The sequence below is a fragment of the Maribacter sp. ACAM166 genome (assembly GCF_005771495.1).
Taxonomy (GTDB): Bacteria; Bacteroidota; Bacteroidia; order Flavobacteriales; family Flavobacteriaceae; genus Maribacter.
In genome coordinates this window covers 33,780-55,869 of the sequence record NZ_VAUW01000021.1, presented here as the reverse complement: position 1 = coordinate 55,869, position 22,090 = coordinate 33,780, and the positions used below count along the sequence as shown (strand labels likewise).

Sequence of the window (22,090 nt, the reverse complement as noted above, 5' to 3'; positions counted from 1 at the left end):
TAGCGTTAAATGAATTCCATATAAAGATACCTTTTTCTTAAAATTTGTACATTCGCTTATGCTTAAAATTTTATTTTTTTTCATAGTAATGATTCTGGTTGCTTCATGTAAGGATGCAGTTTCTGAAACAGCAAACGCTCAGGAATCTGGATGGGAAGTGGTTACCGACAGCTTACCTAAAAAGAACAGTGTTGATTCAAAAGTCCAAATGATTCTAAATGATTGGTTGGAATTCTCCGCTATGGAAAGAAGTTTCGATAAGATATATACCACTGAATTTAGAGAGGATTTCGTCTTAATCATTGAAGAATTAGTCGAGAATCAAAAAAAAGTGGAACAGGGAGTATATCCTGTTACGTTTGATATTCCTCATATAAAAGGTAGGCAAAAGATATTTCAAACGTATATTCTAAAGACCAAGGGAGATTTAGAATACCGTCAAAACCCTAAAGAGTCAATATTGCAAATGATTACGGCTTTCAATGATCTTAGAAACCAATTTAACGTGGTAGTAAACAATACGCTACCAGATGAATTACGTGTAAATGAAAAAAATTAGTTTATTGCTACTACTTATTGGTTCTGTACTTTTTGGACAGAACAATAAAAAAAGTGCGATTTCAGAAAGTTTAGATGCTTGGCATGCAGCCGCAACATCTGCTAATTTTGAAACTTATTTTGACCTTATGACGAATGATGCGGTGTTTATAGGCACTGATGCAAGTGAAAATTGGCAGCGAGACGAGTTCATGAGCTATGCAAAGCCACATTTTGATAATGGAAAAGCTTGGGATTTTACCGTTGTTGAGCGGAATATTTATTTGAATGAAAGTGCTGATATTGCCTGGTTCGATGAACTTTTAGATACGCAAATGAAAATTTGTAGGGGCTCAGGTATTTTAAAGGAGATAAATGGAAAATGGAAAATAGCGCATTATGTGCTTTCTATAGCAGTGCCTAATGACAATGTAGACGAGTTAGTAAAACTCAAAGGTAAAAAAGACAGTCTGTTACTGAAACAGTTAAAAATGAAATAAAGAAGCGCATTCATTGAATCCACTTCTTTATCACACTATATATTATTCTTTTTTCTCTACAGGAGCCTCTTTTCTAGAGGTCAACGCTTGTTTACTAAGACTTGCCAAATTAAAGTTGGGATCAATTTGTAATGCTTGGTCTATAGTGGCAATAGCCGTATCAATATTGTTTTTGTCCATATTATATTGAATAAGCCCTTTTATATGCATAAAAGCTGCTTTTAAAACAACTTCATAGGGCTGTTGGCGCTCATAAAAGGCATATTTCATATCGTCAGTTGCATTAGCAATGCCATATTCGACATTTTTCATGGCACCTGCATTGTCACCTAATTGAACCTTCAAATCTGCCAATTCATAAGCAAGATATGCATTAGGTTCTCTAAGGTTTAGAATTTCAAATTGCTCTAATGCTCTTTTCGGTTGGTTAAGAGCTTTTAATGAAATCGCTTTTACCTGAACAGCAAGGTCAGAGTCGGCAGCAACTTTTTCAATACCAATTGTATTAAGTGCCTGTAAATGCTGATTGTCATTTGCATATATATAGGCAAGTGTGTCCATTCTTTCTTTAGAAGGAGACAATATGTTCAAGTGGGTAAGGGCATTAATAACTCCATCGACATCACCCTGCAAACGCATTTGGTCATAAAAAGCCTGATAATGGTTTTCTAATTCTGTTTTGGTCTGTGAATATCCGTAACTACTGGAAAATAATACCGCTATTAGCAATATCAATACTGTTTTTTTCATTTTATTGGTTCTTTTTAAAGTTCGCTAAACTATTAAAATATTCTGTATGATCCTGTTAAGGAAAGCCTTAAATGTAATAAAATAGAAAAGACGCTAATTAGGCGCCTTTTCTATTCGTGCCGATTTTAAGTTTATACGAGTTCTAAACCGGTTCGAGTTTTTTTATAAGATTTTAAAAGTTGTGAATAGAAGCCTACACTTTTGTTATCCTTTTCAACACAAGTTGTTAAAAATTTACGTAAACTTTTGAAAAGGAGATTTGTGTAGATTGTCGGTAAATACGTGTTTACGATCTTAGGGTCGTATAGGCTATCATCTTGTATTACTTCCATTTTTATCCTATGACGATGGTAATCAATAGTGACACTGGTAGCATTATAATATTTTTTTAATAATGCAATATGTAATTGTTCGTACTTTTTGGAACCGGATGGATTCCTACAACTTAGGGAGATGAGCTTCTCTAGTTCAACTAAAACCCTCTCCCTTAATTTTTCTTTTTCCATGACATTTTGGTTTTATATTGTTATATAAAGGTATGTCATTCGTATATAAACATTTGATAATCAGCATTATATTAACTATAATTAGATGCGTTTGTTGTGAAATTAAAAATATCTGTGGTAAACAACTAATATAGTGCTGTCAAAAAAGAATACTCGTTAATAAGAAAAGGACTACAAGAGGAAATTAATTTATAAGATTGATTAGCTTCTGAAAGATATATGGGTGGGGTTAAACCTCTTTTTAAGGCTTCGTTAGTATAATATTTTTTCTTTGTTGGATGTTCAGGGTAAACCGCATTCAATAGTTCATTCCAATGGTCTTCTTCTAGTATTTTTTTAATAATGCCAATACAATCGTCTAGGTGAATTAAGTTCACAGGGGCATTGCCTCCAACAAGATTTTCTCTTTTGGATAACATGGTAATAGGGTGCCGATTTGGTCCTATCAATCCTCCAAAACGAATAATTGTGGTTTTCAAATGTTGGTCGTTTCGAAACAGGTTTTCACATTCTACTAATTGCATTCCAGATTCTGAAGTAGGTAGTGGGGCAGTTTGTTCTGTGACAGTTCCTTCCGCAGCACCATATACCGCGGTGCTGCTAACAAATATAACTAAGCTTACGTTTGACTTTTTAATGGCCGTATACAGTAACTTGATTTTATCGATATAACTTTCTTTAAGGCCTTTTCCTCTCAAACCAGGCGGAATATTAATAATGAGTACCGAAATCGAATCTAGAAATTCTGAAATTGGTCCGTAAATGACATCCTCAGAAATTGAAATTTTAAAAGAGTTTATTCCTTTCTCCTTCAATAGTGATAGCTTTTCTTCTGACGTGGTTGTACCGCTAACCTTATACCCTTCTCTATGTAGCTTCTCTGCTAATGGTAGTCCAAGCCAGCCACAACCAAGTATACCTATCTGTTTAGTCAAATTTTACTTTTTGAATTGTTAATATAGCATCGTTTAGTACAAAAGGCATGGGAATTTGGTCTTCTGCTCTTTGGGGTACTGTGAACAAGGGATTACTTAATAAATCATTCGATGCTTCGTAGATAGTTAATTCTAACTTTTCGTTTGCGGGAAGCTCTAAGTTTAGTTCCGTATAATTGATATCACTTATGTAATGCGTAATTAATTTCCCCATTCTTCTATTTTTCAAGTAATATTCTGAAAGTGGAATACCGTTAATATCCGCTCTAAGTATATCCACCTTATTTGTGAAAACTTCTACACGGTTTATTGGTCTATTAGGTGTTATGCAAACACGTAGTTTTCGTATTGTATCGATTACAGTATCCAATTGTACATCGACCTTTAAAACAGGTATTGCTTTTAGCGGAGCTGCATTGGTATAGGTGAAATCTGAATCATATTTACTGCTAAGTGTGTTTTTGGTTAACATACTTTCCGCTGCTTCATTACCAGTAATATATTGACTGGTCCAATTAGAAAGTACGTGTTCATGGGTTGCCCACAATGCTTTATTCTCATCAACATTTAAAACATATAAAAGACTGGTAGGCTTTGGACTTTCTTTTGTAAAGCTAGATTTCATATGTGCTGAAACCATAAAACCAGCAAACAATAAAAAACTAAGAAATGATAATGCGGCCTTCTTTCGATATTTGGTGAATAGGGGAAGCAATAGGAAAAAAATCAACGTAGTCAATAGGGTAGTAGCTACCATCATTTTAAGTCCGAGGCCTACTGGAAACATTTTCACAAAGGGTGAAAAAATAAATAGTGCGGGAAGCCCTAGAAATACAAGGAGGTATGAATTCGGATTCTTCTGATTGATGTGAATATATAAGGCAACCAATACGCTAAAAACGGGAATGATAAAGAAAGCAGCTCCTTTAAGATAAACCGATACTAGACCACAAATGATAAGCCAGATGAAAATAGGTGCAATTAAAAGGTTAGCAGTCTTTACCACCTTAAATCTGTGATATGCGTAGAAACACGTACCTATAGAGAATAAGGCAAATGCAAAAATATAAGCGTAACCGTTATACGTAAAACCATGTAGCATGTCTTTATAGCAAGGATAAAACCATTTTAGAAAAGACCAACTATAGAAACCTACCAAACCATTAACGACCAATGAGAATAAAACAGGAATAAATCCTTTTAAGATATCCTTACCATTCAATACCTTTTTTTTAAAACCTAAAAACAATAGGATTGTAAAACACAGTATTGCTATAATAAGCATGGGCATAATCCAATAAAATGGGTAGTAGACTATTTTAAAGAATGGGACGTTGAAATAGACATTATCATTTAAACTCTTTAACGCACTTAAGTCTGCATTGCTAAAATGATTTAATAAAGGCATGAGGTAACTGCCTTGGTGGGCTAAAGTGTTTCTATCCAATCGCTCATAGTTATCTATGGCGGTGTGATAATCAAAATGATCATCAATAAAAGCAAAGTTAAAACCCTCAATATCGGCATGTTCTCTAAAAATTGTAAGGTCGGTATCATTAGGAAGCATTTTGTAAATGCTGTACACCAATGAATTGGCAACAGGAAACTCTGGATTAGCCGCTATAAATTCCGTAATCATGTTGCTATTTCCACGGTTGGTTTCCATGAGCATATAGCTGGGGCCTCCACTACCACGCGCTTCAAAATTTAGCACTAGACCTACATCTTTTAACCATTCATGCTTATCTACAAATAGTTCGGCACCGTTCAAGCCTAATTCTTCGGCATCTGATATAAGAATAATTATATCGTTTTTAGGTTTGGTATTGGTTTTTAAAAATGCTCTTACACCTTCAAGAATAGTCGCTACACCACTACCGGCATCACTGGCGCCTAAAGCTGAATGCGGATTACTATCATAATGACTCAATAACAATAACGCTTTGCCATTTTCACTCCCTTTGATTCTGGCAAGGATGTTTTCTGCTTTGCTAAGTTTAGACCAATCACCAGAGAAATAACCTTCTTGAAAAGATGTTTCCAATCCTAATTTTTCAAGTTCAGTTGTAATATAGTTACGAACCTTTTTGTGACCAGGAAAGCCAACACTATGGGGTTCGTTTGAAATTTCTTTTACATGTTCAAGCGCCCTATCTGTAGAAAAAGCTGTTTCTGCAATGGTACTATCTGCAGTATACTGCGGCATAACGGAATGAAAACTCCAATATATGGCGAGTATAATCAGGAGTAAGGTTATAACGGTTGGTGTTTTTTTCATGATTATGGTATTCTTCTATAAAGTCATAATTTATTAAAAAATATGGCACCTATATCGACTTTTATTAGCAAATGTCAGATATTTTGTTATCTTTATTAATCAACCTTTAAATAAATAATTATGGGAATCAAAAGCTTTCAAGGTGTTCGAAAGATTTTTAAAAAAGAATTTGAGGCCCCAATTTTGGTTGCTGATTACATGACTACTAAGTTAATCACTTTTTCTCCAGAAGAATCTATTTTGGCAGTTATGGAGAAATTTGCAAAACATCATATATCCGGTGGACCTGTATTGGATAATAACGGGTTTTTAGTTGGTATCATTTCCGAAGCCGACTGTATGAAACAAATTTCTGAAAGCCGTTATTTCAATCAGCCAATTTTAGATAAAAGTGTTGAGAAATTTATGACTAAAATAGTTGAGACGATACCACATGATATTTCGATTTTTGATGCTGCGGGTATTTTCGCCCAACATAATAGAAGACGGCTTCCCGTAATGAAAGCTGGAATTTTAGTAGGCCAGATTAGTAGAAAAGATATTGTTATCGCTGCCCTTAAGTTAAGTGGTCATAATTGGAAATAGAAATCATAAGCTCCGAAGGAGAAATAAAATAGATAGTAAGCAAAAAAAATGCATTCCACGGGAATGCATTTTTTTTGCTTACTAAGTTCCCCTTTGGGGTTAAGTAAATTATTCTCGTTTTACAATCATATAAAAATCATTGTCTAAAGGGAGGTAGCCTAGGTCGTAAAGAAAGTAATATGTAGTTCCTTTTTTAGTAGTATAAAGATTGGTGACATAATCAAAATCAAAGCCTTTGTCAAGCAAACGCGTTCGTGTAGTTTTGGTTTTGCCATCAGTTAGTTTGTAACTATCCAAAACCCTGTAATTCTTTCGAAGTCTATTATTGATATTTCGAATGAGGTTTTTACTATCAGGATTTACTTTGTTATTATAGGCATTTCGACAATAGTCGTTACAGAACTTTTTGTCTATACGTCCCATAACCTCATTTCCGCATTCCAAACATTTTTTCTTCATCTACTGTCTATGGTAATTGAATTGAACTTCATTTTCAGAATCGTCGGCTTCACTAATAACCACATACATATTTATTTCTTGGTCAGATATTCGCTCTATGCTGAAGTCATCAAAGTAAAGCTTGTTATTTTCTACTTTAATTAGTCTAAAATCTACGGTTTTGTCTTTTTCTTCCCAACCCATTAAATTGCCGCCAAAGTGTTTCAGTTGAAGAATCAAAGTACCTTCTTTCTCTAGAATATGTCCGAATTCATAGAAATTTATGACTCCGTCGGCGATTAGGCGAAAAGAAAACATCATGGTGCCACCTGCTGGCGGACTCCATATTTCTTCAGTAACACCGCCAAAGGCTTCTCCTTTCCAATGACCGGTGAGCCATGCTATATTTGTAAGAGTTGCTTCTGGGCTTGTCATTCCTTCTTCAAAAGAAATGGTATTTTGAGCTTGAAGAATACTTGTAGCAGCTAATAATAAAATGAATACTAGTTTCAATGTCAGGTATTTGTACAAGATACTAATTATCCGTTTACAGACGACTGTTATCTACTTTTCATAAAACTCTATGGGTAAGTCGTCTGGATCTCTAATGAATGTGAAACGTTTTTGGGTGAATTCATCAATACGAATGGGCTCTGCTGTTACATTGTTCAATTTGCAATGGGTAATGATTTGTTCTAAATCATCTACTTCGAATGCCAAATGCCTGAGTCCGCATGATTCGGGTCTCGATGGTCGTTTCGGTGGATTCGGGAAAGAGAACAATTCAATGATATATGCACCATTCAAAGCCAAATCTAATTTATAGGATTTTCGTTCTTCCCTGTATACTTCCTTTATTATTTCTAATCCTAAAACATCTATATAAAACCGCTTTGAGACTTCATAATTAGAGCTAATGATGGCAATGTGGTGTACTTTGTGCAGCATTAGGTACGTATCTTAAGTTTATATTTTTGCAATAAACCATCTTTAGAAAATATAGAGCCAGCCATTCTATTGTTTTCTGGGTCGATACTGAAATTTAGCGCACTGCTAAAATCTGCTTTTTCAAGATTTGTTCTAAAAAAAATTGCACGTTCAAGTTCACACGAATCAAAATTTGCTTTATTAAGGTCGCAATCAGAAAATTCTACTTCATTTAATTTACAGGAAACGAAAGACTGTCCAACAAGTTTTAATTCAGTGAAATTAGCAAAGCTTAGGTTACAGTCAAAAAACGATAAATCCATTAGAAATGCATTACACGTGTTAAAGGCTAGACCTATTAGTTTGCAATAAGAAAATTTCACCTCTTTAAAAGTTGTATTTACAATGTTTGTATTACTTAAGTTACAATCGATAAACTCACATTCCAAGAATATTTGGTTGTCTAAATATCCTTTAGAAAAATCACAGCTTTCAAATACACAATTTTCATATTCTGCCCTTGTTAACCGGTTTTCAGTATAATTCTCTCCCTTAAATGATTGATCTAGTATTAATTTATCCACTAGGGTTATTATTGATTTTTATTCTTCGGATAAAATTATAGCAGGAATATCCAAATTTTTAAACGACATATTGTATGCTGCCATTTCAGTGTTAATAATGGCGTTATGTTCTGTTTTGAATGTATTCCATGTCGCTAATAAATCTTGTAATCTAACTTTAGCGCCCGCTGTAACTTTTGGTTCCGCTACATCTATGTAGCCTCTTAAATTTAACAACTGTGCATTCAGTTTGTTTTCAAAATTGATTACATCTTGAAAAGTCTTTTGCTTGGGTTGAATCAGGTTTTCTTCCCATGTTGTAATTCGTTTCACTAGTGAATCTCCTTGCTTTAAAAGTTCTTCGGCTTTTTTAGTATCCTTCAAAAGCGTTGCATATTGTTTCAATTGTGACTTAGCAGAACGCATGTCATTTACCGAAGTGTGAATTTCAACAACAGTGGCCTCAATAGTTTTCAAAACCTCCTGTTGCTCAACATAATCGGCTAGGCTACTTTTAATTTTTGGATTCGCTAAAATTTTCACAAGTGTTTCTGCGCTATTTTCATCTAGAGTTAGTCTTAACGTATAATCTCCTGGCCCTACTGAAGAGCCGTCATGCCCTCCAAGTACAAAGACATTATCAACTGCCGGAAGACTCTCTCTCTTAAAATCCCACGTAAATCTATTGTATCCTTTTTTAGAGGATAACACAGCTGGTTTCGATGGTCCACCGGGCCACGATTTGAAATCTTTTGGCTTTTGATTGCTGATGGTACGAATCACTTCACCATCTTTCAACACGTCCAATAGTAGTTCAGTACTATCTTGCTTCTGACTTAAATAATAATCGAATGTCACCCCGCTTTTTGGATTACTACCTAGACCAGGAATTGGCTTATCACTTGATCCACCATAGAATAGATACGTGTCTTTCGGCTTGAAAATAGTTACTTCCTGTTTAGGGGTTGTTATATTTTGTAAAGCTGCAAGATCATCTAAAATCCAAAAAGCACGACCTGCGGTTGCTGCAATTAAATCATTGTCTTGTATGGTTAGGTCGTTTATAGGGGTAAGGGGTAGGTTTAATTGCAATGGCTGCCAATTTAACCCATCGTTCATGGATATATATAACCCAGTTTCTGTACCCGCGTAAAGAAGTCCCTTTACCTTTTTGTCTTCCCGTACTACACGAGTGAACGTGTTATCGCCAGTAATTCCGTTAATTATTTTCGACCATGTTGCGCCGTAATCTGTAGTTTTAAATATGTAGTTATCAAAGTCCATAGACTTGTAGCGCATTAAAACTATGTACGCCGTTGCAGGGTCATGTGGTGATACCTCAATGCTATTGATAATTCCTTCTTTAATACCTGTAGGTGTAACATTAATCCAATTGGCGCCACCATCTTGGGTGACATGTACCAGACCATCATCGCTACCCGCCCATATTACACCTTCTTCATGTGAAGACTCTGTCAGGTACGTTAACGTATTATATATTTCACCACCGGCAGCTTCATTGGTGAACGGACCACCACCAAGACCATGTTTATCGGTTTCGTTTCGGGTTAGATCAGGACTGATAACCGCCCAGTTTTGTCCTTCATCCGTAGATTTGAAAACAACATTACCACCATGGTAAATTGTTTTCCTATTGTGTGGAGATGTAATAATTGGAGCGTTCCAATTATAACGATATTTTGCATCTTCTGGAGAAATACTCAAACCAAGTTCCGGATATTCTTTTATAGGTTTAGATTCTTTGGTAGTAGCATCCCATTTGTCAATATTACCTTGATACGTACCGCCATAAATTAATTGTGGATTGTCCGGGTCAAAAGCTAGGAAAGCACTTTCACCTCCTGCAACAGCATACCAATCTTTCCAATCAATTCCTTCATCATTTGTTCTAGATGCTATTGCAACTGTAGAATTATCTTGTTGACCTCCGTAAATATTGTAAGGCACTAGATTATCGGTAATCACTCTATAAAATTGCGCCGTATTTTGATTTTCTTGCGTACTCCAACTTTCACCCCCATTGTTCGAAACATTAGATCCACCGTCATTGGAGTTGATCATACGCTGGTTGTTCATAGGGTCGATCCACAAATCGTGATTATCACCATGTGGAGTCGATAATGGAGAAAAAGACTTTCCGCCATCAATGGATTTAGTTACTGGGGCATTGAGCACATATACTATATTTTCATTCTGGGTATCGGCAAAAATCTCCATGTAATACCATGAACGTGTAATATTAATACGGTCTTTATTTATCAAAGTCCATTTTTTTCCTGCATCATCTGATCTATAAACCCCTCCTTTTTCACCTTCTGCTTCAATAACCGCGAAAACTCGTTCTGGATTTGCCCTTGAAACAGATATTCCAATCTTGCCCATTTCTTCGGGAAGACCTTCGGTTAATTTGGTCCAAGTGGTTCCTCCATCTGTCGATTTGTGAATGCCTGAATTTTTGCCACCAGATTCCATAGTCCAAGGAAAACGCCTATGTTGCCACATGGCAGCATATAATATCGTAGGGTTGGTCATATCCATAGAAAGGGAAGACGCTCCTGTTATGTTGTCTATAAAAAGCACATTTTCCCAAGTATCACCACCATCGATGGATTTATAGATGCCACGTTGTGCTGAAGGACCATATTGGGCTCCTTGTGCTGAAATAAAAATAATATCAGGATTTGTTGGGTGTATAATAACATCAGATATATGTCTAGTCTGGTCAAGCCCGATATGCTTCCAAGTTTTTCCGGCATCGGTAGATTTGTAGACACCGTCGCCCATAGAAGTCATAACACCCCTAGCTGCATGTTCGCCCATACCTGCAATCACAATATTGGGATTACTTTCAGCTACGGAAATTGCACCTACGGTCGCAGTTTTTAAAAATCCATCAGAAATATTCTTCCAGGTAATACCATCATCAACCGTTTTCCAGATACCACCGCCAACGGTTCCCATATAATACGTCATAGGATGGCCTAATACGCCAGTTGAAGCAACACTTCTACCGCCTCTAAACGGACCAATATTTCGCCATTTTAGGCCTTGAAAAAGTGAATCTTCCAATTTAATAGTAGGTTCGGTCACCTTATTTTTTCTACGTTGAGATTGTAGGGCTAACGGTGCGATGATTAGAAGCATTAATAAAATACGGATGGTTTTCATAATTCAATTAGTTTTTGGTCTTTTAATATTGTAAATATTACTATTGTCCTCCATTACGTTCTGGAGTTCTTGGTTCTGGCCATTTCCCTTTTTCGCCTGAACTTGGGTTAATGCCTAAAACAGCTTTTTCTCGTGATGTTTTTACTGGATCTTCACAGGCCATATACGTTAGGATTGCAGTTAGAATCGCGTTGTTTCTAACATCATCAAATACAATCTTATCATACGTATCTAAATTGGTATGCCAGGTGTAGTTCCAATAATCCCAACTAAGGGAGCTTAATGAAAAAGCGGGTGCCCCAGCGGCTACAAATGAGGCATAATCAGATCCGCCGCGACCAGGTGACCCTGGGAAGGTAGTTTCTATTTCATTTTTATAGGTTTCAGGTACAGCTTCCAGCCAACGCCCTAAATAATCATAAGCATGAAGAAACCCTTGCCCCGATAAATTAACAACACGACCAGTACCATTGTCTTGGTTAAAAACTGCCTGCACGCCAGCAACAATTTCTGGATGATCTGCTACAAAAGAACTAGAACCGTTCAAGCCTTGTTCCTCACTTCCCCAATGACCGATCAAAATGGTTCGTTTTGGATGAGGATATATTTTTTTAAGGATACGGGCTGCTTCTAACATGGTAATAGTACCTGTACCATTGTCCGTAGCACCGGTGGCACCATCCCAAGAATCAAAATGTGCTGAAAGAATAACATATTCATCAGGAAATTCAATACCTGGTATTGTAGCAATAGTATTGAAGGTTGGTACTTTGCCTAAATCTTTTGATTCTGCTACAATTCTAATCTGCGGATTTGCGCCATGTTCCACTAATCTGTATAACATACCATAATCTTCTAATGAAATATCAATGGCTGGAATATTTTTGGTTCCTGCACTGAATATTTTATTCGCTCCAAAACCTTCAGACCATCTGGACTGTGCAATACCTTCTGCACCGGCTTTTTCAAAAGCAGTATTAATGTTTCTACTTGTGTATCCAGTATTGCTGATGTTTTGTCGCCATACCTTTTCTAAGGAATTCCGTTCGGTTTTCATTTTTTCAAAAGAGGCTTTTGTAGCATATTCTTCCCAGTTTTCATCTGGTCTACCAGTTGGTTGCAACATGCTGACCATTACTATTTTTCCTTTTACATTGGGTAGCCATTTTTCAAAGGCCAATGAGTCGGCAAAATTTGGTAGTGTTATCAATGGGGCAGTCACCCCTTTTTTGTCGGTACTAGGATTCCAAGCCAATTGTGTAGCGTGTAAGGATACTATTCGTGGTGAAACCATATCTACATGAGTAATTCCTCGTTGCCAACCTTTCCAAGTTCCCCACTGCTGATTCTCTGCGGAAATACCCCATTTTTTATAGGTATTAATGGCCCAGTCGTGGGCAGTTTTCATTTCTGGAGTACCTACTAGACGTGGCCCATTCAGGTCCATCAATTCATAGGCTAGTTGCTCTAGTTGTGAATTTTCAGTGCCTTCCTTTTCAATGGCATCAACAATATCTTTTTGTGTTTGGGCATTTGTGTTTGGGCTGTAAATGAATAAGTATAAAGCTAAAAGGAATAATAGTTTTTTCATTACAATAGGTTCTTTAGTTTGCAGAAACTAAAGATAGTACTAATGAAAAAAAGAGTGTTCTGAAAATAGCGAAAATTATAATGATTTGTCAAGCGCCAAAATTGTATTTAAGAGCACATTGGCTCCATTCGCCATATCGGAAGCTGAAGTAAATTCTTGCGGCGAATGACTTATGCCACCTTTGCTAGGAACAAATATCATTCCTGATGGGGTGATGAGCGCCATATCTTGGGCATCATGACCTGCGCCACTGGGCATTGATTTGTAACTTAGACTCAAGGATTTGATACTTTTCTTAATTTGCTTTTGAATTGTAGCATCCATAATTGCAGGGTCTGCGGTTGTGTCTGATTTAAAAAAACTGATTTTAACGCCTGATTCTTGACTGATTTCTGAAGCTCTTTTCACGATTGCGTCATAAACGTTTTTAATAACCTCCGATGAAAGATCACGTATTTCCAAACTAGTAATTACTTTACCCGGAATAACATTCGGCGCACCAGGTTCTGCTAAGATTTTACCCACAGTAGCTACTTGAGCACCTTCAAAACTATTAGCAACCTCATTCACTGCAATAATAAATTTGGCGGCCGCCAATAATGCATCTTTTCTAGCATTCATGGGTGTAGTGCCTGCATGATTAGCGAAGCCTTTGAATTCAACATCCCACCATTTGAGTCCTACGATGCCTTCTACAATACCTATATCTAGATTTTCCTTTTCTAGAATACCACCTTGTTCTATATGCAATTCTAAAAAAGCGGCTACATCTCCTGTTTTTCGAGCAACTTCTGCAAGTCGCAAAGTGTCCCCACCTAACCGCATCATACCTTCGCCCATGGTATAACCTGTTGAATTTTTAACAGGAAAGGCAGTTTCGTTCAGATGTCCTGCAATAGCTCGGCTCCCCATCACACCACCTTCTTCATTAGAAAAAATAATAACTTCCAAAGGGTGTTTTGTTTTGATGCTATTTTCGTTCAGCACCTTTATCACTTCTAAGGATCCCATAGAGCCTACACAACCATCATAGTTTCCGCCATGCGGAACACGATCTATATGAGAACCAAATGAAATCGGTTTTTTAGAAGCGTCCGTGCCTTTTCGTATCCCAATTACATTTCCTGCAAAATCGATATGGGTTTCGAGGCCCATTTCTTTTAATTGTGAAATGATCCATTGTTGTGCAGCTACATCAGCATCGCTAAATGCCACTCGTTCCGTTTGGCCATTTTCTTGTATTCCAAACTGAGCCAAGTCCATAATCCGTTTTACCAACCGGTCTTGGTTAACAGATATTTGCGCTTTTACAACCACCATCGGAATAATTAGTAGCAGGGTAAATAGTAGGTTTTTGCAATTATTCATTTCTCTTTTAGTTGATGTTCAGTTAATTTCTATTGTAAATACAATACTCCATTGGTGGCTCACCTGATAAAATAGCCAAGGTGTTTTCGACGGTCATGGTGCATATTTTGGTTTATGTAGTGCTGGTCAAACTACCTAAACAAAACATTTTTTAAATGAAGTAACGGATTGTTTTTGGCTGGAGGTTCTTCGGCCATCAAATTGGCAGCAAAACCTGCTATTCTTTTTTTTTAGTGCGTCGTAGAGTATAGTTTCATCTAAAATACCGCCTCGTGCTGTATTAATTAATAACACACTTGATTTCATTTTAGAAAAGCCGTGTTGTAGTCAAACCAAATTCCTGTAATGCCTTACAAGCTCATTTCTTCATCTAAAATACTAACTACATGAGCAACGTGATTTATTTGAATTGTTTTTATACGCTTAACACTAGGGGCTGATTCCTAATACCCACTCACATTTTCACACCGCTAAATCATTTAGAGATATAGCCTAATAGCTGCTCTCCAATAGTATCTGCTTTGGCCCAACCGGCTGCTAAGGTGTGCTCCAAAGATTCTATCCGCATCTAATTATGTATGGCTAATTCCATTCGTTATTTTTACTTTTTATCCGACAAAGTCTATTTTTCTGTGCGAACCATCACAGAAAGGTTTGTTTTCAGAAACTCCACACCGGCAAAAACCTGTAGTTCCTTCTTTCTTGACTATCTCACCCGAAGCCAATTGTATTTCTAAGTTTCCTTTAATTTTTAAAGGACCGTTATTGGCGACTATAATTTGAGTGGCGCTAGTTTTATTTAATTCTTTTTCTTCCATTATTTCGTTTTTCAAGTAATTGGTAAATTCCCCAAATAGGTATTTATTAATTTAAAATTTTAAAGTGAATGAAGTTTTATTTTCAGGAGTGATTCATGCCTTCTCACTCGGTTTTTAATCATCTATAAGTATATCAATACATACTTCGGGATAGATTTATTTTTTTAGTTTCCAAGCAACGGTCAATTTACCAATTAAAAATCTTTGGTTATTTTTTTCCATGGTTCGTTGTTCGATGTTAAAACTTTTCGTGATCATTTTTTTCCATACAGAATGTCTTTTTAAATATAGTGCTACTAAAGGACAAAGCGGAATTATTGTTAAATAACTTCCAATTCTTTCGTAACTACGGAATGCTTCAAATGAATTTTGTCTTAATATATTCGATTCGAGCTGTTTAACCTTCAATAGTTGCTTGATGCCTTTTTTTTGATGTGTTATCCGCCAAATCTAAATCCATATTGGTCATTGTATTAGAAGTTTTTAAGGTAGTTAAAAAATACTTCTATTGATGAATATGTAGTAAACGAATTTTTAAATACACATATCATATGAATTTAAAACCTATTTAGTTTACTGATGTATAGAATATTAAACGTTTTTAAACGAATGTAAACGATAACAAACGACAGTAAGTGTTTTGTGACCGAATACTATTTGGAAGCTGTACTAGGTTTGCAATGTCAGGTTAAGGAGGCTTGATAATTAAACTGTTTAACAATAAATACAATAAAAATGAACGCACTAAAAAACAAAGTACAGTTGATTGGAAACTTGGGTCAGGACCCAGAAATTGTAAACTTAGAAGGTGGAACCAAATTGGCTAAATTTTCAATTGCCACTACCGATAGTTTTAAAAATGCCAAAGGCGAAAAAGTAGATGATACGCAATGGCATAATATTGTAGCTTGGGGGAAGACCGCAGAAATAGTAGAGAATTATTTGACCAAAGGAAAGCAAGTAGCTATAGAAGGAAAACTGACGCATCGCTCTTATGAAACTAAAGAAGGTGAGAAACGATATATTACTGAGATTAGGTGTAATGAATTGTTGATGTTAGGGAAGTAGAAAAATACGTCTTCACGAGGAGGCACCACGAAGTGATTTGCAAGTTTGGAACACAAATCCAACAGTTTGCTTCGTGCCCTCGCAAAGACGTTTGTTTTAAACACCTAAAAGGATAAAACCTTATCTATATTTCTTGACTAAAAAAAATCATACCACTAACTATATTGGGGTAGCTAGTGATTTAGCGAAGAAATTTTATCAACATAAAACTAGGTTATATAGTGGTTTACATCAAAATATAACTGTGATGCCTTGGTTAATTATGAGGATTTTTTAGCTATTAATTTCACAATAATAAGAGAGAAGCAGTTAAAATCAGATAATCGAAAAAGAAAGGAGCCACTTGTAAATGAGTTAATCCCCGATTGAAAAATTTATTCGAACGATGGTTATTTGATTTTAACTAACTCGTCTTCACGAGGAGGTACGACTAAGTGATCTGCAAGTAGAAGAACAACGAATCCAACAGTTTACTTCTTGCCCTCGCAAAGACGCCATCACGTTAAGGCTTTGCCGAAGTAATCTACCAGTCAGGAATATGAATCTAAGAGTTTGTTTTACATACTGCTAAAGACATTCTCAAACACTATTTTTGCACGATATGACAAGTACAGAACAAGACCTACTCCCTTTATTAAAAACTCATTTTGGCTATGATTCTTTCAAGCCTAATCAATTGGCGATTATAGAAGATGCCTTGAGTAAAAAGGATGTATTAGCGATTATGCCGACTGGAGGAGGGAAATCGCTCTGTTATCAATTGACTGCATTGGCTCTCGAGGGTACGGCAATTGTAATCTCACCACTGATTGCTTTGATGAAAGATCAGGTTGATGTTCTGCAAGCTAACGGTATTGCCGCAGCCTATTTTAACAGTTCACAATCCCAGGAAACACAGCAAGAGATTCTAAAGCAATTAGAAAAGGGAGCGTTGAAACTATTTTATGTGGCTCCAGAAAGCTTAGGGTTCTTCAATTCTATGTTAGAAAACTTGAAGATTAGTTTGTTTGCAGTAGATGAGGCGCATTGTATTTCTTCTTGGGGTCACGATTTTAGACCTGCCTATACGCAGTTGGGTAGTTTAAAGAAACGGTTTCCGAATATTCCTGTGATGGCTCTAACTGCAACGGCTGATAGAACCACACAAGACGACATTGCCGATCAATTGAATATTCAATCTGCAGAACGACATTTGGCGTCCTTTAACAGGCCTAATTTATATTTAGATGTTAAACCTGCTCAAGACCGAATCAAGCATATACTCGATTTTTTGGAAGACCGACCAAATGAAAGTGGAATTATCTATTGTTTGAGCAGAAAAAGTACGGAATCTATTGCTCAAAAATTACAAAATGCCGGTTTCAAAGCCAAAGCTTATCATGCTGGTATGTCTTCTGAAGAACGGTCTACTGTTCAAGAAGAATTTATTACCGATAGGGTTCCTATAATTACTGCAACCATTGCCTTTGGTATGGGAATAGATAAGAGTAACGTGCGTTGGGTGATCCATTACAATCTTCCAAAAAATATTGAAGGATACTATCAAGAAATAGGTAGAGGTGGTCGAGATGGTCTTCCAGCCCATGCATTGCTATTTTATAGTTTTGCAGATGTGGCGCAGCTACGTAGATTTATATCTCAAAGTGAAAATGCAGCTGTAGAATATGCAAAATTAGAACGGATGCAGCAATTCGCTGAAGCCCTAAGCTGTCGTCGTATCGCTTTGTTAAATTACTTTGGAGAGCAGGTAACAAAGGGTTGTGGTAACTGCGATATATGCGCGAGTCCGCCAGCTTATTTCGATGCTACTTTATTGGCTCAAAAAGTGTGTTCAGCCGTTGCCAGATTAAGAGAGCGTGAACCAATGGGTATGGTCATCGATGTTTTAAGGGGAGCACAAAATGCTCAAGTATTAGAGAGAGGATATCACAATGTTAAAACGTATGGAGCTGTTAAAGATTTGTCTTGGTTAGATTTGCAACAGTATGTTATTCAGTTATTGAACCAAGGAGTTTTGGATATCAATTTTAGGGAAGGAGCAAGGCTTGGTTTGACGCCATTGGCTAAAGAGGTGCTATTTTCTAAAAAAACGATTCAGTTGGCAATCTTGCAAACTGAGAAGGAAAAGAAAAAAACTACAGCCAAAGCCAAAACACCTAAAACAGGTCTGTTCGAAAAGCTTCGTCTTTTAAGGCAGCGGATAGCCGAGGATCAAGGTATACCAGCTTATGTTGTGTTTGGTGATGCCAGTTTAAAAGATATGGAGACCAAGAAGCCTAAAAGTGAGAAAGAATTTATGGAAGTATCTGGCGTCGGACAAGCCAAATTAGAAAAGTACGCCGATGTATTTATTAAGGAAATTGCTAAATATTCTCCTGTAAAAAAATCAAAACGGGCGACTCATGAACAAACGTTTGATTTATTCTCTGACGGATTAACCGTATCTGAAATAGCAACCACAAGAAATCTCTCTGAGAATACCATTTACGGACACTTAATGAAAAAACATGCTGAAGGTATTGAACTAGATTTGACTCAATTCGTTAGTGCTGATGAAATCAACAAAATTGAGAATGCGAAAGCAGAGTTAACTGAGGCTAATGGGTTAAAAGACTATTTTGAATATTTTAAAGAACAATTGCCCTACTGGAAAATCAAGTTGGGATTGTATCTTTTAGATGATTAAATAGTATCAGTAAAGTCCTTTCAGATTTGAAGAACAAAATCTTTATTTCCTAAATTTTAGTAGTAATTAATATTCAATCATCTATTGCAGAGAAAAGCATTTGTTTAAACTTCCAGGCAGTATCATCGTCTACAGGTCCTTGGGTCTGTTTCATTATAATACCAATCACCCCTTCTTTTGGGTCTGCAAAATATTGGGTATTAAAATAGCCACCCCATTCAAAAGTTCCGTCACTGCCTAAACCCCCGGCAATCTCACCTTTTTCATTGACTACCGAGAATGCTAGTCCGTGGTTTTTTGGCCCATCCCAGATGCCCCCAATTTGGTTACCTAAAATACTTCTTATCGTTGTTCTGCTCAATAATCGAACTCCATTCAACTCTCCCTCGTTAAGGTACATTTGTAAGAAGGTGGCATAGTCTTTCGCTGTACTAGAAAGGCCAGCCCCTCCAGAAAAGAAAGTTTTTGCCCCTTTTATGGGATAATTTGTGTCATAAAAGGTAACAGGATAATTGACCCATTTTCCATGCTTCTTTTTTTGAACTGTAACCAGTCTATTTTGCTTTTCCGATGGAAGATAGAACCAAGTGTCTTGCATTTTAAGGGGTTCAAAGATTCTTGTTTTAAGAAATTCATCAAACGGTACTCCAGAAATAACTTCGATAAAATAGCCTAAAACGTCTAACCCTTCGCTGTAGGTAAATGCTTCGCCAGGTTCGTGATGTAAGGGGAGAGTTGCCAATTTTTTTACACTTTCAGCAATAGTAATTTTTTCTGTTGTAAAAAGGTCGGTAATTCCAGCTTTTGCGTACATTTTCTTAAAACGTTCATCCCCATCAATTACTCCATATCCAATACCAGAGGTATGAGTCAATAAATCTCTTATGGTGATTTGATTCTTAGCTGGAGAGGTCGTGTACGTAGAGTCGGTTTCATTGAAGTCTTCTAAAAGTTGTGCCTCCTTAAATGCTGGAATGTATTTGGAAATTTTGTCATCTAATTGAAATTCACCTTCTTCCCAAAGTATCATTACCGCCGTTGAGGTTATCGCCTTGGTCTGGGAAGCTATCCTGAAAATAGCGTCTTTTAACAATGGTGTTTTCTTTTCCACATTGGCCATACCGTAGGACTTATGTAATACAATTTTTCCCTTACGTGTGATTAAGGCAACGGCACCTGGAATGTTGCCAGTATTCACCTCTGCAGTAATCATTGCATCTATCATTGAAAGACGCTCGGGTGACATTCCTACTTCTTTTGCATTCCCTACTTCTAATGCGGGTGATTTTTGTTGTGATGGTGTTTGGGAGAAAGAAATTGAAGTGAATAGAACGAAATAAAAATTAATCAGTATTTTCATTAGTTTAGTTTTCAGTGGTAGGACTAATGTACTGAAAGTATGATTAAAAGTTCAAAAGAAAATAGTCTTTTAGCGTTACTCGACCTTACTTAGAAGTTGATAGTTACACCCATTTGACCCGGACCAAAATTAAGGTTCCAACTCACTAGTTTTTGGTGGTTGTTATATTTTTCATCATATTTTTTGTCAAGATACCGGTCTATAGACTCTACAGTAGCAGTACTTATAGCGAAAGCAAAAACCATATCGCTTAACCAGTGTTGACCATCCCAAACTCGTGAAACACCAGGAATAGCACCTAAAGTGTAAATACCTGCCTTTACCCATGGACTTTTAAATTGTTTGGCAATTGCGTAGGCATTTGTAAAGGCCAGTAATGCATGTCCTGAAGGAAACGAATGAAAATTTCTGCTAGAGTTAAAGGGGTCAAACGTATCCTTTCCCAAATTAGCCAAAGGTCTGGCCCGACCTACCACGGATTTTAAAACTTGCTGAAGTAGTCCGGCAGAAGTTGCCGAAGAAATCAATAATATCCCAGTACGACGTAATTTTTCATTTTTTGTAATTAATCCAGTGAAATATACACCAGCTGTAGCAATATAATTATTTTCTGGACTACCGTATAGCTCACCATAATCACGTATGAATCTTGGAACACCTTCTCTGTTGTTTCGAATAAATTTAGATGTATTATCATCTGATAAGTATACTAAACTAGTACCGCTTACCACAACACCAAATTGAGCCCATTGTTTACCTTGCCAATGTAAAGGTCGAGCATACGAATGCCCAACTCCTTTGAACATGTTAGTGACGTCATAGGTAAACATATTCCAACGTGTCTGTGTTGAATCTTTACTTGTATCTTGCGCACGTATCAATGAACAACAGATTAAACCTAAGAGTATTAGAATCTTTCTCATGCCGTAAATTTAAACTTCTGAGGAGTTTAAAAATAATCGGTACCAATAAATTTTGAGTTCAAAAAGAACAGGGTTGTTTTAAAAATATAGCTCTTGGGTCAATCTAAACGTATTGGCATGTGCCTCTACAATGGTTTTGATGTCTGGGGAATAGCCACCACCCATACTACATTGAACCGGAATTTCAAGTTTATTGCACGTATCTAGAACATAGTGGTCACGTAATTTGCAACCTTGTAGCGTAAGGCCTAATGTGCCAAGCTTATCACCTTCAAGAACATCCACCCCGCAGAGATAAAAGACAAAATCAGGCTGTACAGTATCCAATAATTTGGGCAAGGTTTCTTTAAGAATAGAAAGGTATAAAGTATCTGTAGTTCCTTTTTCAAGTGCAATGTCTAAATCTGATTTTTCTTTTTTGAAAGGATAGTTAGCCTTCCCATGCATGGAAAAGGTAAAAACATTTGTGTCATTTTGAAAAATTTCAGCTGTACCATTACCCTGATGTACGTCTAAATCAATAATCAAAATCCTTTTAGCAAATCCTTTTTGTATAAGATATTTTGCACCTATAGCCTGGTCGTTTAGCATGCAGAAGGCTTCCCCGTGGTCGCTATAAGCATGATGTGTTCCGCCTGCAATGTTCATGGAAATACCATGTTCTAAAGCAAAGTCACATGCCTTTAAGGTACCATCTGCTATAATACGTTCTCGTTCGACCAAATCTTCTGATAATGGAAAACCTATTTTCCGAGCTGCTTTAGCCGAAATTTTCATGTTCAACAAATCATAAAAATATTCTGGATCGTGGGCTGCTACGATGTACTTGTCATTAGGAATTTCGGGTTCAAAAAAATTAGCTTCCGTACATGTTCCTTCATGCATCAGTTGTTGCGGCAAAAGCTCATACTTCATCATAGGAAATCGATGTCCGTTTGGTAATGGATGTTTATAGATGGGGTGATAGGCTATCTTGAGCATATTACAAATATAATAGCTCTACTTATTTCATAGGATGTTTGAAACGTATTTTTATAACAAAGGAAATTAGTATATGATATAATTTCA

General features: G+C 36.5%; 22 protein-coding genes. 6 read left to right on the top strand and 16 right to left on the bottom strand.

Going from position 1 to position 22,090, the window contains the following annotated elements:
* The first annotated feature begins 58 nt into the window (after positions 1 to 58).
* Complete coding sequence (locus ES765_RS13955; RefSeq protein ID WP_138114929.1) at positions 59 to 559, top strand: hypothetical protein; 501 nt, start codon at positions 59 to 61, stop codon at positions 557 to 559.
* Complete coding sequence (locus ES765_RS13950) at positions 546 to 1,037, top strand: nuclear transport factor 2 family protein (protein ID WP_138114928.1); 492 nt, start codon at positions 546 to 548, stop codon at positions 1,035 to 1,037. Before ES765_RS13955 ends, ES765_RS13950 begins: the two co-directional genes overlap by 14 nt.
* Before the next feature lie 42 nt (positions 1,038 to 1,079).
* On the opposite strand, the gene ES765_RS13945 is transcribed toward ES765_RS13950, so the two are convergent.
* The 4 genes from ES765_RS13945 to ES765_RS13930 all read right to left on the bottom strand — a co-directional run bounded on the left by ES765_RS13945 (position 1,080) and on the right by ES765_RS13930 (position 5,506).
* Positions 1,080 to 1,787: a hypothetical protein gene (locus ES765_RS13945; RefSeq protein ID WP_138114927.1), complete on the bottom strand. Its 708-nt coding sequence runs from the start codon at positions 1,785 to 1,787 to the stop codon at positions 1,080 to 1,082.
* Positions 1,788 to 1,918: 131 nt separating this feature from the next.
* Complete coding sequence (locus ES765_RS13940; RefSeq protein ID WP_138114926.1) at positions 1,919 to 2,293, bottom strand: hypothetical protein; 375 nt, start codon at positions 2,291 to 2,293, stop codon at positions 1,919 to 1,921.
* Positions 2,294 to 2,418: 125 nt separating this feature from the next.
* Positions 2,419 to 3,228: an SDR family oxidoreductase gene (locus ES765_RS13935; protein ID WP_138114925.1), complete on the bottom strand. Its 810-nt coding sequence runs from the start codon at positions 3,226 to 3,228 to the stop codon at positions 2,419 to 2,421.
* Positions 3,221 to 5,506 (bottom strand): M20/M25/M40 family metallo-hydrolase, encoded by a 2,286-nt coding sequence (locus ES765_RS13930; RefSeq protein ID WP_138114924.1) that lies wholly within the window; start codon positions 5,504 to 5,506, stop codon positions 3,221 to 3,223. The genes ES765_RS13935 and ES765_RS13930 overlap by 8 nt, the downstream gene beginning before the upstream one ends.
* Before the next feature lie 120 nt (positions 5,507 to 5,626).
* Between ES765_RS13930 and ES765_RS13925 the strand changes: the two genes are divergently transcribed.
* Positions 5,627 to 6,091, top strand: a complete 465-nt coding sequence (locus tag ES765_RS13925; RefSeq protein WP_138114923.1) for a CBS domain-containing protein — start codon at positions 5,627 to 5,629, stop codon at positions 6,089 to 6,091.
* 108 nt (positions 6,092 to 6,199) lie between these two features.
* Here the strand turns inward: ES765_RS13925 and ES765_RS13920 are convergent, their stop codons facing one another.
* The 9 genes from ES765_RS13920 to ES765_RS13880 form a co-directional block, all read right to left on the bottom strand.
* Positions 6,200 to 6,550, bottom strand: a complete 351-nt coding sequence (locus ES765_RS13920; protein WP_138114922.1) for a hypothetical protein — start codon at positions 6,548 to 6,550, stop codon at positions 6,200 to 6,202.
* The gene (locus tag ES765_RS13915) at positions 6,551 to 7,042 is read right to left on the bottom strand and encodes a DUF6265 family protein (RefSeq protein ID WP_138114921.1); all 492 of its coding nucleotides are present in this window, start codon (positions 7,040 to 7,042) and stop codon (positions 6,551 to 6,553) included. It lies immediately after the preceding gene.
* A gap of 51 nt (positions 7,043 to 7,093) precedes the next feature.
* Positions 7,094 to 7,477, bottom strand: a complete 384-nt coding sequence (locus ES765_RS13910; RefSeq protein ID WP_138114920.1) for a VOC family protein — start codon at positions 7,475 to 7,477, stop codon at positions 7,094 to 7,096.
* Complete coding sequence (locus ES765_RS13905; protein WP_138114919.1) at positions 7,477 to 8,040, bottom strand: pentapeptide repeat-containing protein; 564 nt, start codon at positions 8,038 to 8,040, stop codon at positions 7,477 to 7,479. The genes ES765_RS13910 and ES765_RS13905 overlap by 1 nt, the downstream gene beginning before the upstream one ends.
* An 18-nt stretch (positions 8,041 to 8,058) precedes the next feature.
* On the bottom strand, positions 8,059 to 11,208 hold the full coding sequence (locus ES765_RS13900) for a WD40/YVTN/BNR-like repeat-containing protein (RefSeq protein ID WP_138114918.1): 3,150 nt from the start codon (positions 11,206 to 11,208) through the stop codon (positions 8,059 to 8,061).
* A 40-nt stretch (positions 11,209 to 11,248) separates the two neighbouring features.
* Positions 11,249 to 12,799: a M20/M25/M40 family metallo-hydrolase gene (locus tag ES765_RS13895; protein ID WP_138114917.1), complete on the bottom strand. Its 1,551-nt coding sequence runs from the start codon at positions 12,797 to 12,799 to the stop codon at positions 11,249 to 11,251.
* A 75-nt stretch (positions 12,800 to 12,874) separates the two neighbouring features.
* Positions 12,875 to 14,167, bottom strand: coding sequence for a Zn-dependent hydrolase (locus ES765_RS13890; protein ID WP_138114916.1), 1,293 nt, complete (start codon positions 14,165 to 14,167; stop codon positions 12,875 to 12,877).
* Positions 14,168 to 14,302: 135 nt separating this feature from the next.
* Entirely contained in the window at positions 14,303 to 14,473 is a 171-nt protein-coding gene (locus ES765_RS22955) for an NAD(P)-dependent oxidoreductase (RefSeq protein ID WP_138114915.1), read from the bottom strand.
* A 302-nt stretch (positions 14,474 to 14,775) separates the two neighbouring features.
* On the bottom strand, positions 14,776 to 14,985 hold the full coding sequence (locus ES765_RS13880) for a CDGSH iron-sulfur domain-containing protein (protein WP_138114914.1): 210 nt from the start codon (positions 14,983 to 14,985) through the stop codon (positions 14,776 to 14,778).
* A gap of 735 nt (positions 14,986 to 15,720) precedes the next feature.
* On the opposite strand from ES765_RS13880, the gene ES765_RS13875 reads away from it, so the two are divergent.
* The 3 genes from ES765_RS13875 (at position 15,721) to recQ (ending at position 18,739) form a co-directional block, all read left to right on the top strand.
* Entirely contained in the window at positions 15,721 to 16,053 is a 333-nt protein-coding gene (locus tag ES765_RS13875; RefSeq protein ID WP_091624045.1) for a single-stranded DNA-binding protein, read from the top strand.
* A 133-nt stretch (positions 16,054 to 16,186) separates the two neighbouring features.
* Entirely contained in the window at positions 16,187 to 16,330 is a 144-nt protein-coding gene (locus ES765_RS22950) for a hypothetical protein (RefSeq protein ID WP_410504618.1), read from the top strand.
* 324 nt (positions 16,331 to 16,654) lie between these two features.
* Positions 16,655 to 18,739 (top strand): DNA helicase RecQ, encoded by a 2,085-nt coding sequence (recQ, locus tag ES765_RS13865; RefSeq protein WP_138114913.1) that lies wholly within the window; start codon positions 16,655 to 16,657, stop codon positions 18,737 to 18,739.
* A gap of 73 nt (positions 18,740 to 18,812) precedes the next feature.
* On the opposite strand, the gene ES765_RS13860 is transcribed toward recQ, so the two are convergent.
* From ES765_RS13860 to ES765_RS13850, 3 genes are all read right to left on the bottom strand, one after another.
* Positions 18,813 to 20,099, bottom strand: coding sequence for a serine hydrolase domain-containing protein (locus tag ES765_RS13860; RefSeq protein ID WP_138114912.1), 1,287 nt, complete (start codon positions 20,097 to 20,099; stop codon positions 18,813 to 18,815).
* Positions 20,100 to 20,188: 89 nt separating this feature from the next.
* Positions 20,189 to 21,022, bottom strand: coding sequence for a phosphatase PAP2 family protein (locus ES765_RS13855; protein ID WP_138114911.1), 834 nt, complete (start codon positions 21,020 to 21,022; stop codon positions 20,189 to 20,191).
* A gap of 78 nt (positions 21,023 to 21,100) precedes the next feature.
* Entirely contained in the window at positions 21,101 to 22,003 is a 903-nt protein-coding gene (locus ES765_RS13850; protein WP_138114910.1) for a histone deacetylase, read from the bottom strand.
* Positions 22,004 to 22,090: the final 87 nt, after the last annotated feature.

Excerpts from the sequence above, each read along its gene's own strand:
- ES765_RS13955 (WP_138114929.1), top strand. The coding sequence starts at position 59 with ATGCTTAAAATTTTATTTTTTTTCATAGTAATGATTCTGGTTGCTTCA.
- ES765_RS13950 (WP_138114928.1), top strand. The coding sequence starts at position 546 with ATGAAAAAAATTAGTTTATTGCTACTACTTATTGGTTCTGTACTTTTT.
- ES765_RS13945 (WP_138114927.1), bottom strand. The coding sequence starts at position 1,787 with ATGAAAAAAACAGTATTGATATTGCTAATAGCGGTATTATTTTCCAGT.
- ES765_RS13940 (WP_138114926.1), bottom strand. The coding sequence starts at position 2,293 with ATGGAAAAAGAAAAATTAAGGGAGAGGGTTTTAGTTGAACTAGAGAAG.
- ES765_RS13930 (WP_138114924.1), bottom strand. The coding sequence starts at position 5,506 with ATGAAAAAAACACCAACCGTTATAACCTTACTCCTGATTATACTCGCC.
- ES765_RS13925 (WP_138114923.1), top strand. The coding sequence starts at position 5,627 with ATGGGAATCAAAAGCTTTCAAGGTGTTCGAAAGATTTTTAAAAAAGAA.
- ES765_RS13920 (WP_138114922.1), bottom strand. The coding sequence starts at position 6,550 with ATGAAGAAAAAATGTTTGGAATGCGGAAATGAGGTTATGGGACGTATA.
- ES765_RS13910 (WP_138114920.1), bottom strand. The coding sequence starts at position 7,477 with ATGCTGCACAAAGTACACCACATTGCCATCATTAGCTCTAATTATGAA.
- ES765_RS13900 (WP_138114918.1), bottom strand. The coding sequence starts at position 11,208 with ATGAAAACCATCCGTATTTTATTAATGCTTCTAATCATCGCACCGTTA.
- ES765_RS13895 (WP_138114917.1), bottom strand. The coding sequence starts at position 12,799 with ATGAAAAAACTATTATTCCTTTTAGCTTTATACTTATTCATTTACAGC.
- ES765_RS13890 (WP_138114916.1), bottom strand. The coding sequence starts at position 14,167 with ATGAATAATTGCAAAAACCTACTATTTACCCTGCTACTAATTATTCCG.
- ES765_RS22955 (WP_138114915.1), bottom strand. The coding sequence starts at position 14,473 with ATGAAATCAAGTGTGTTATTAATTAATACAGCACGAGGCGGTATTTTA.
- ES765_RS13880 (WP_138114914.1), bottom strand. The coding sequence starts at position 14,985 with ATGGAAGAAAAAGAATTAAATAAAACTAGCGCCACTCAAATTATAGTC.
- ES765_RS13875 (WP_091624045.1), top strand. The coding sequence starts at position 15,721 with ATGAACGCACTAAAAAACAAAGTACAGTTGATTGGAAACTTGGGTCAG.
- recQ (WP_138114913.1), top strand. The coding sequence starts at position 16,655 with ATGACAAGTACAGAACAAGACCTACTCCCTTTATTAAAAACTCATTTT.
- ES765_RS13860 (WP_138114912.1), bottom strand. The coding sequence starts at position 20,099 with ATGAAAATACTGATTAATTTTTATTTCGTTCTATTCACTTCAATTTCT.
- ES765_RS13855 (WP_138114911.1), bottom strand. The coding sequence starts at position 21,022 with ATGAGAAAGATTCTAATACTCTTAGGTTTAATCTGTTGTTCATTGATA.
- ES765_RS13850 (WP_138114910.1), bottom strand. The coding sequence starts at position 22,003 with ATGCTCAAGATAGCCTATCACCCCATCTATAAACATCCATTACCAAAC.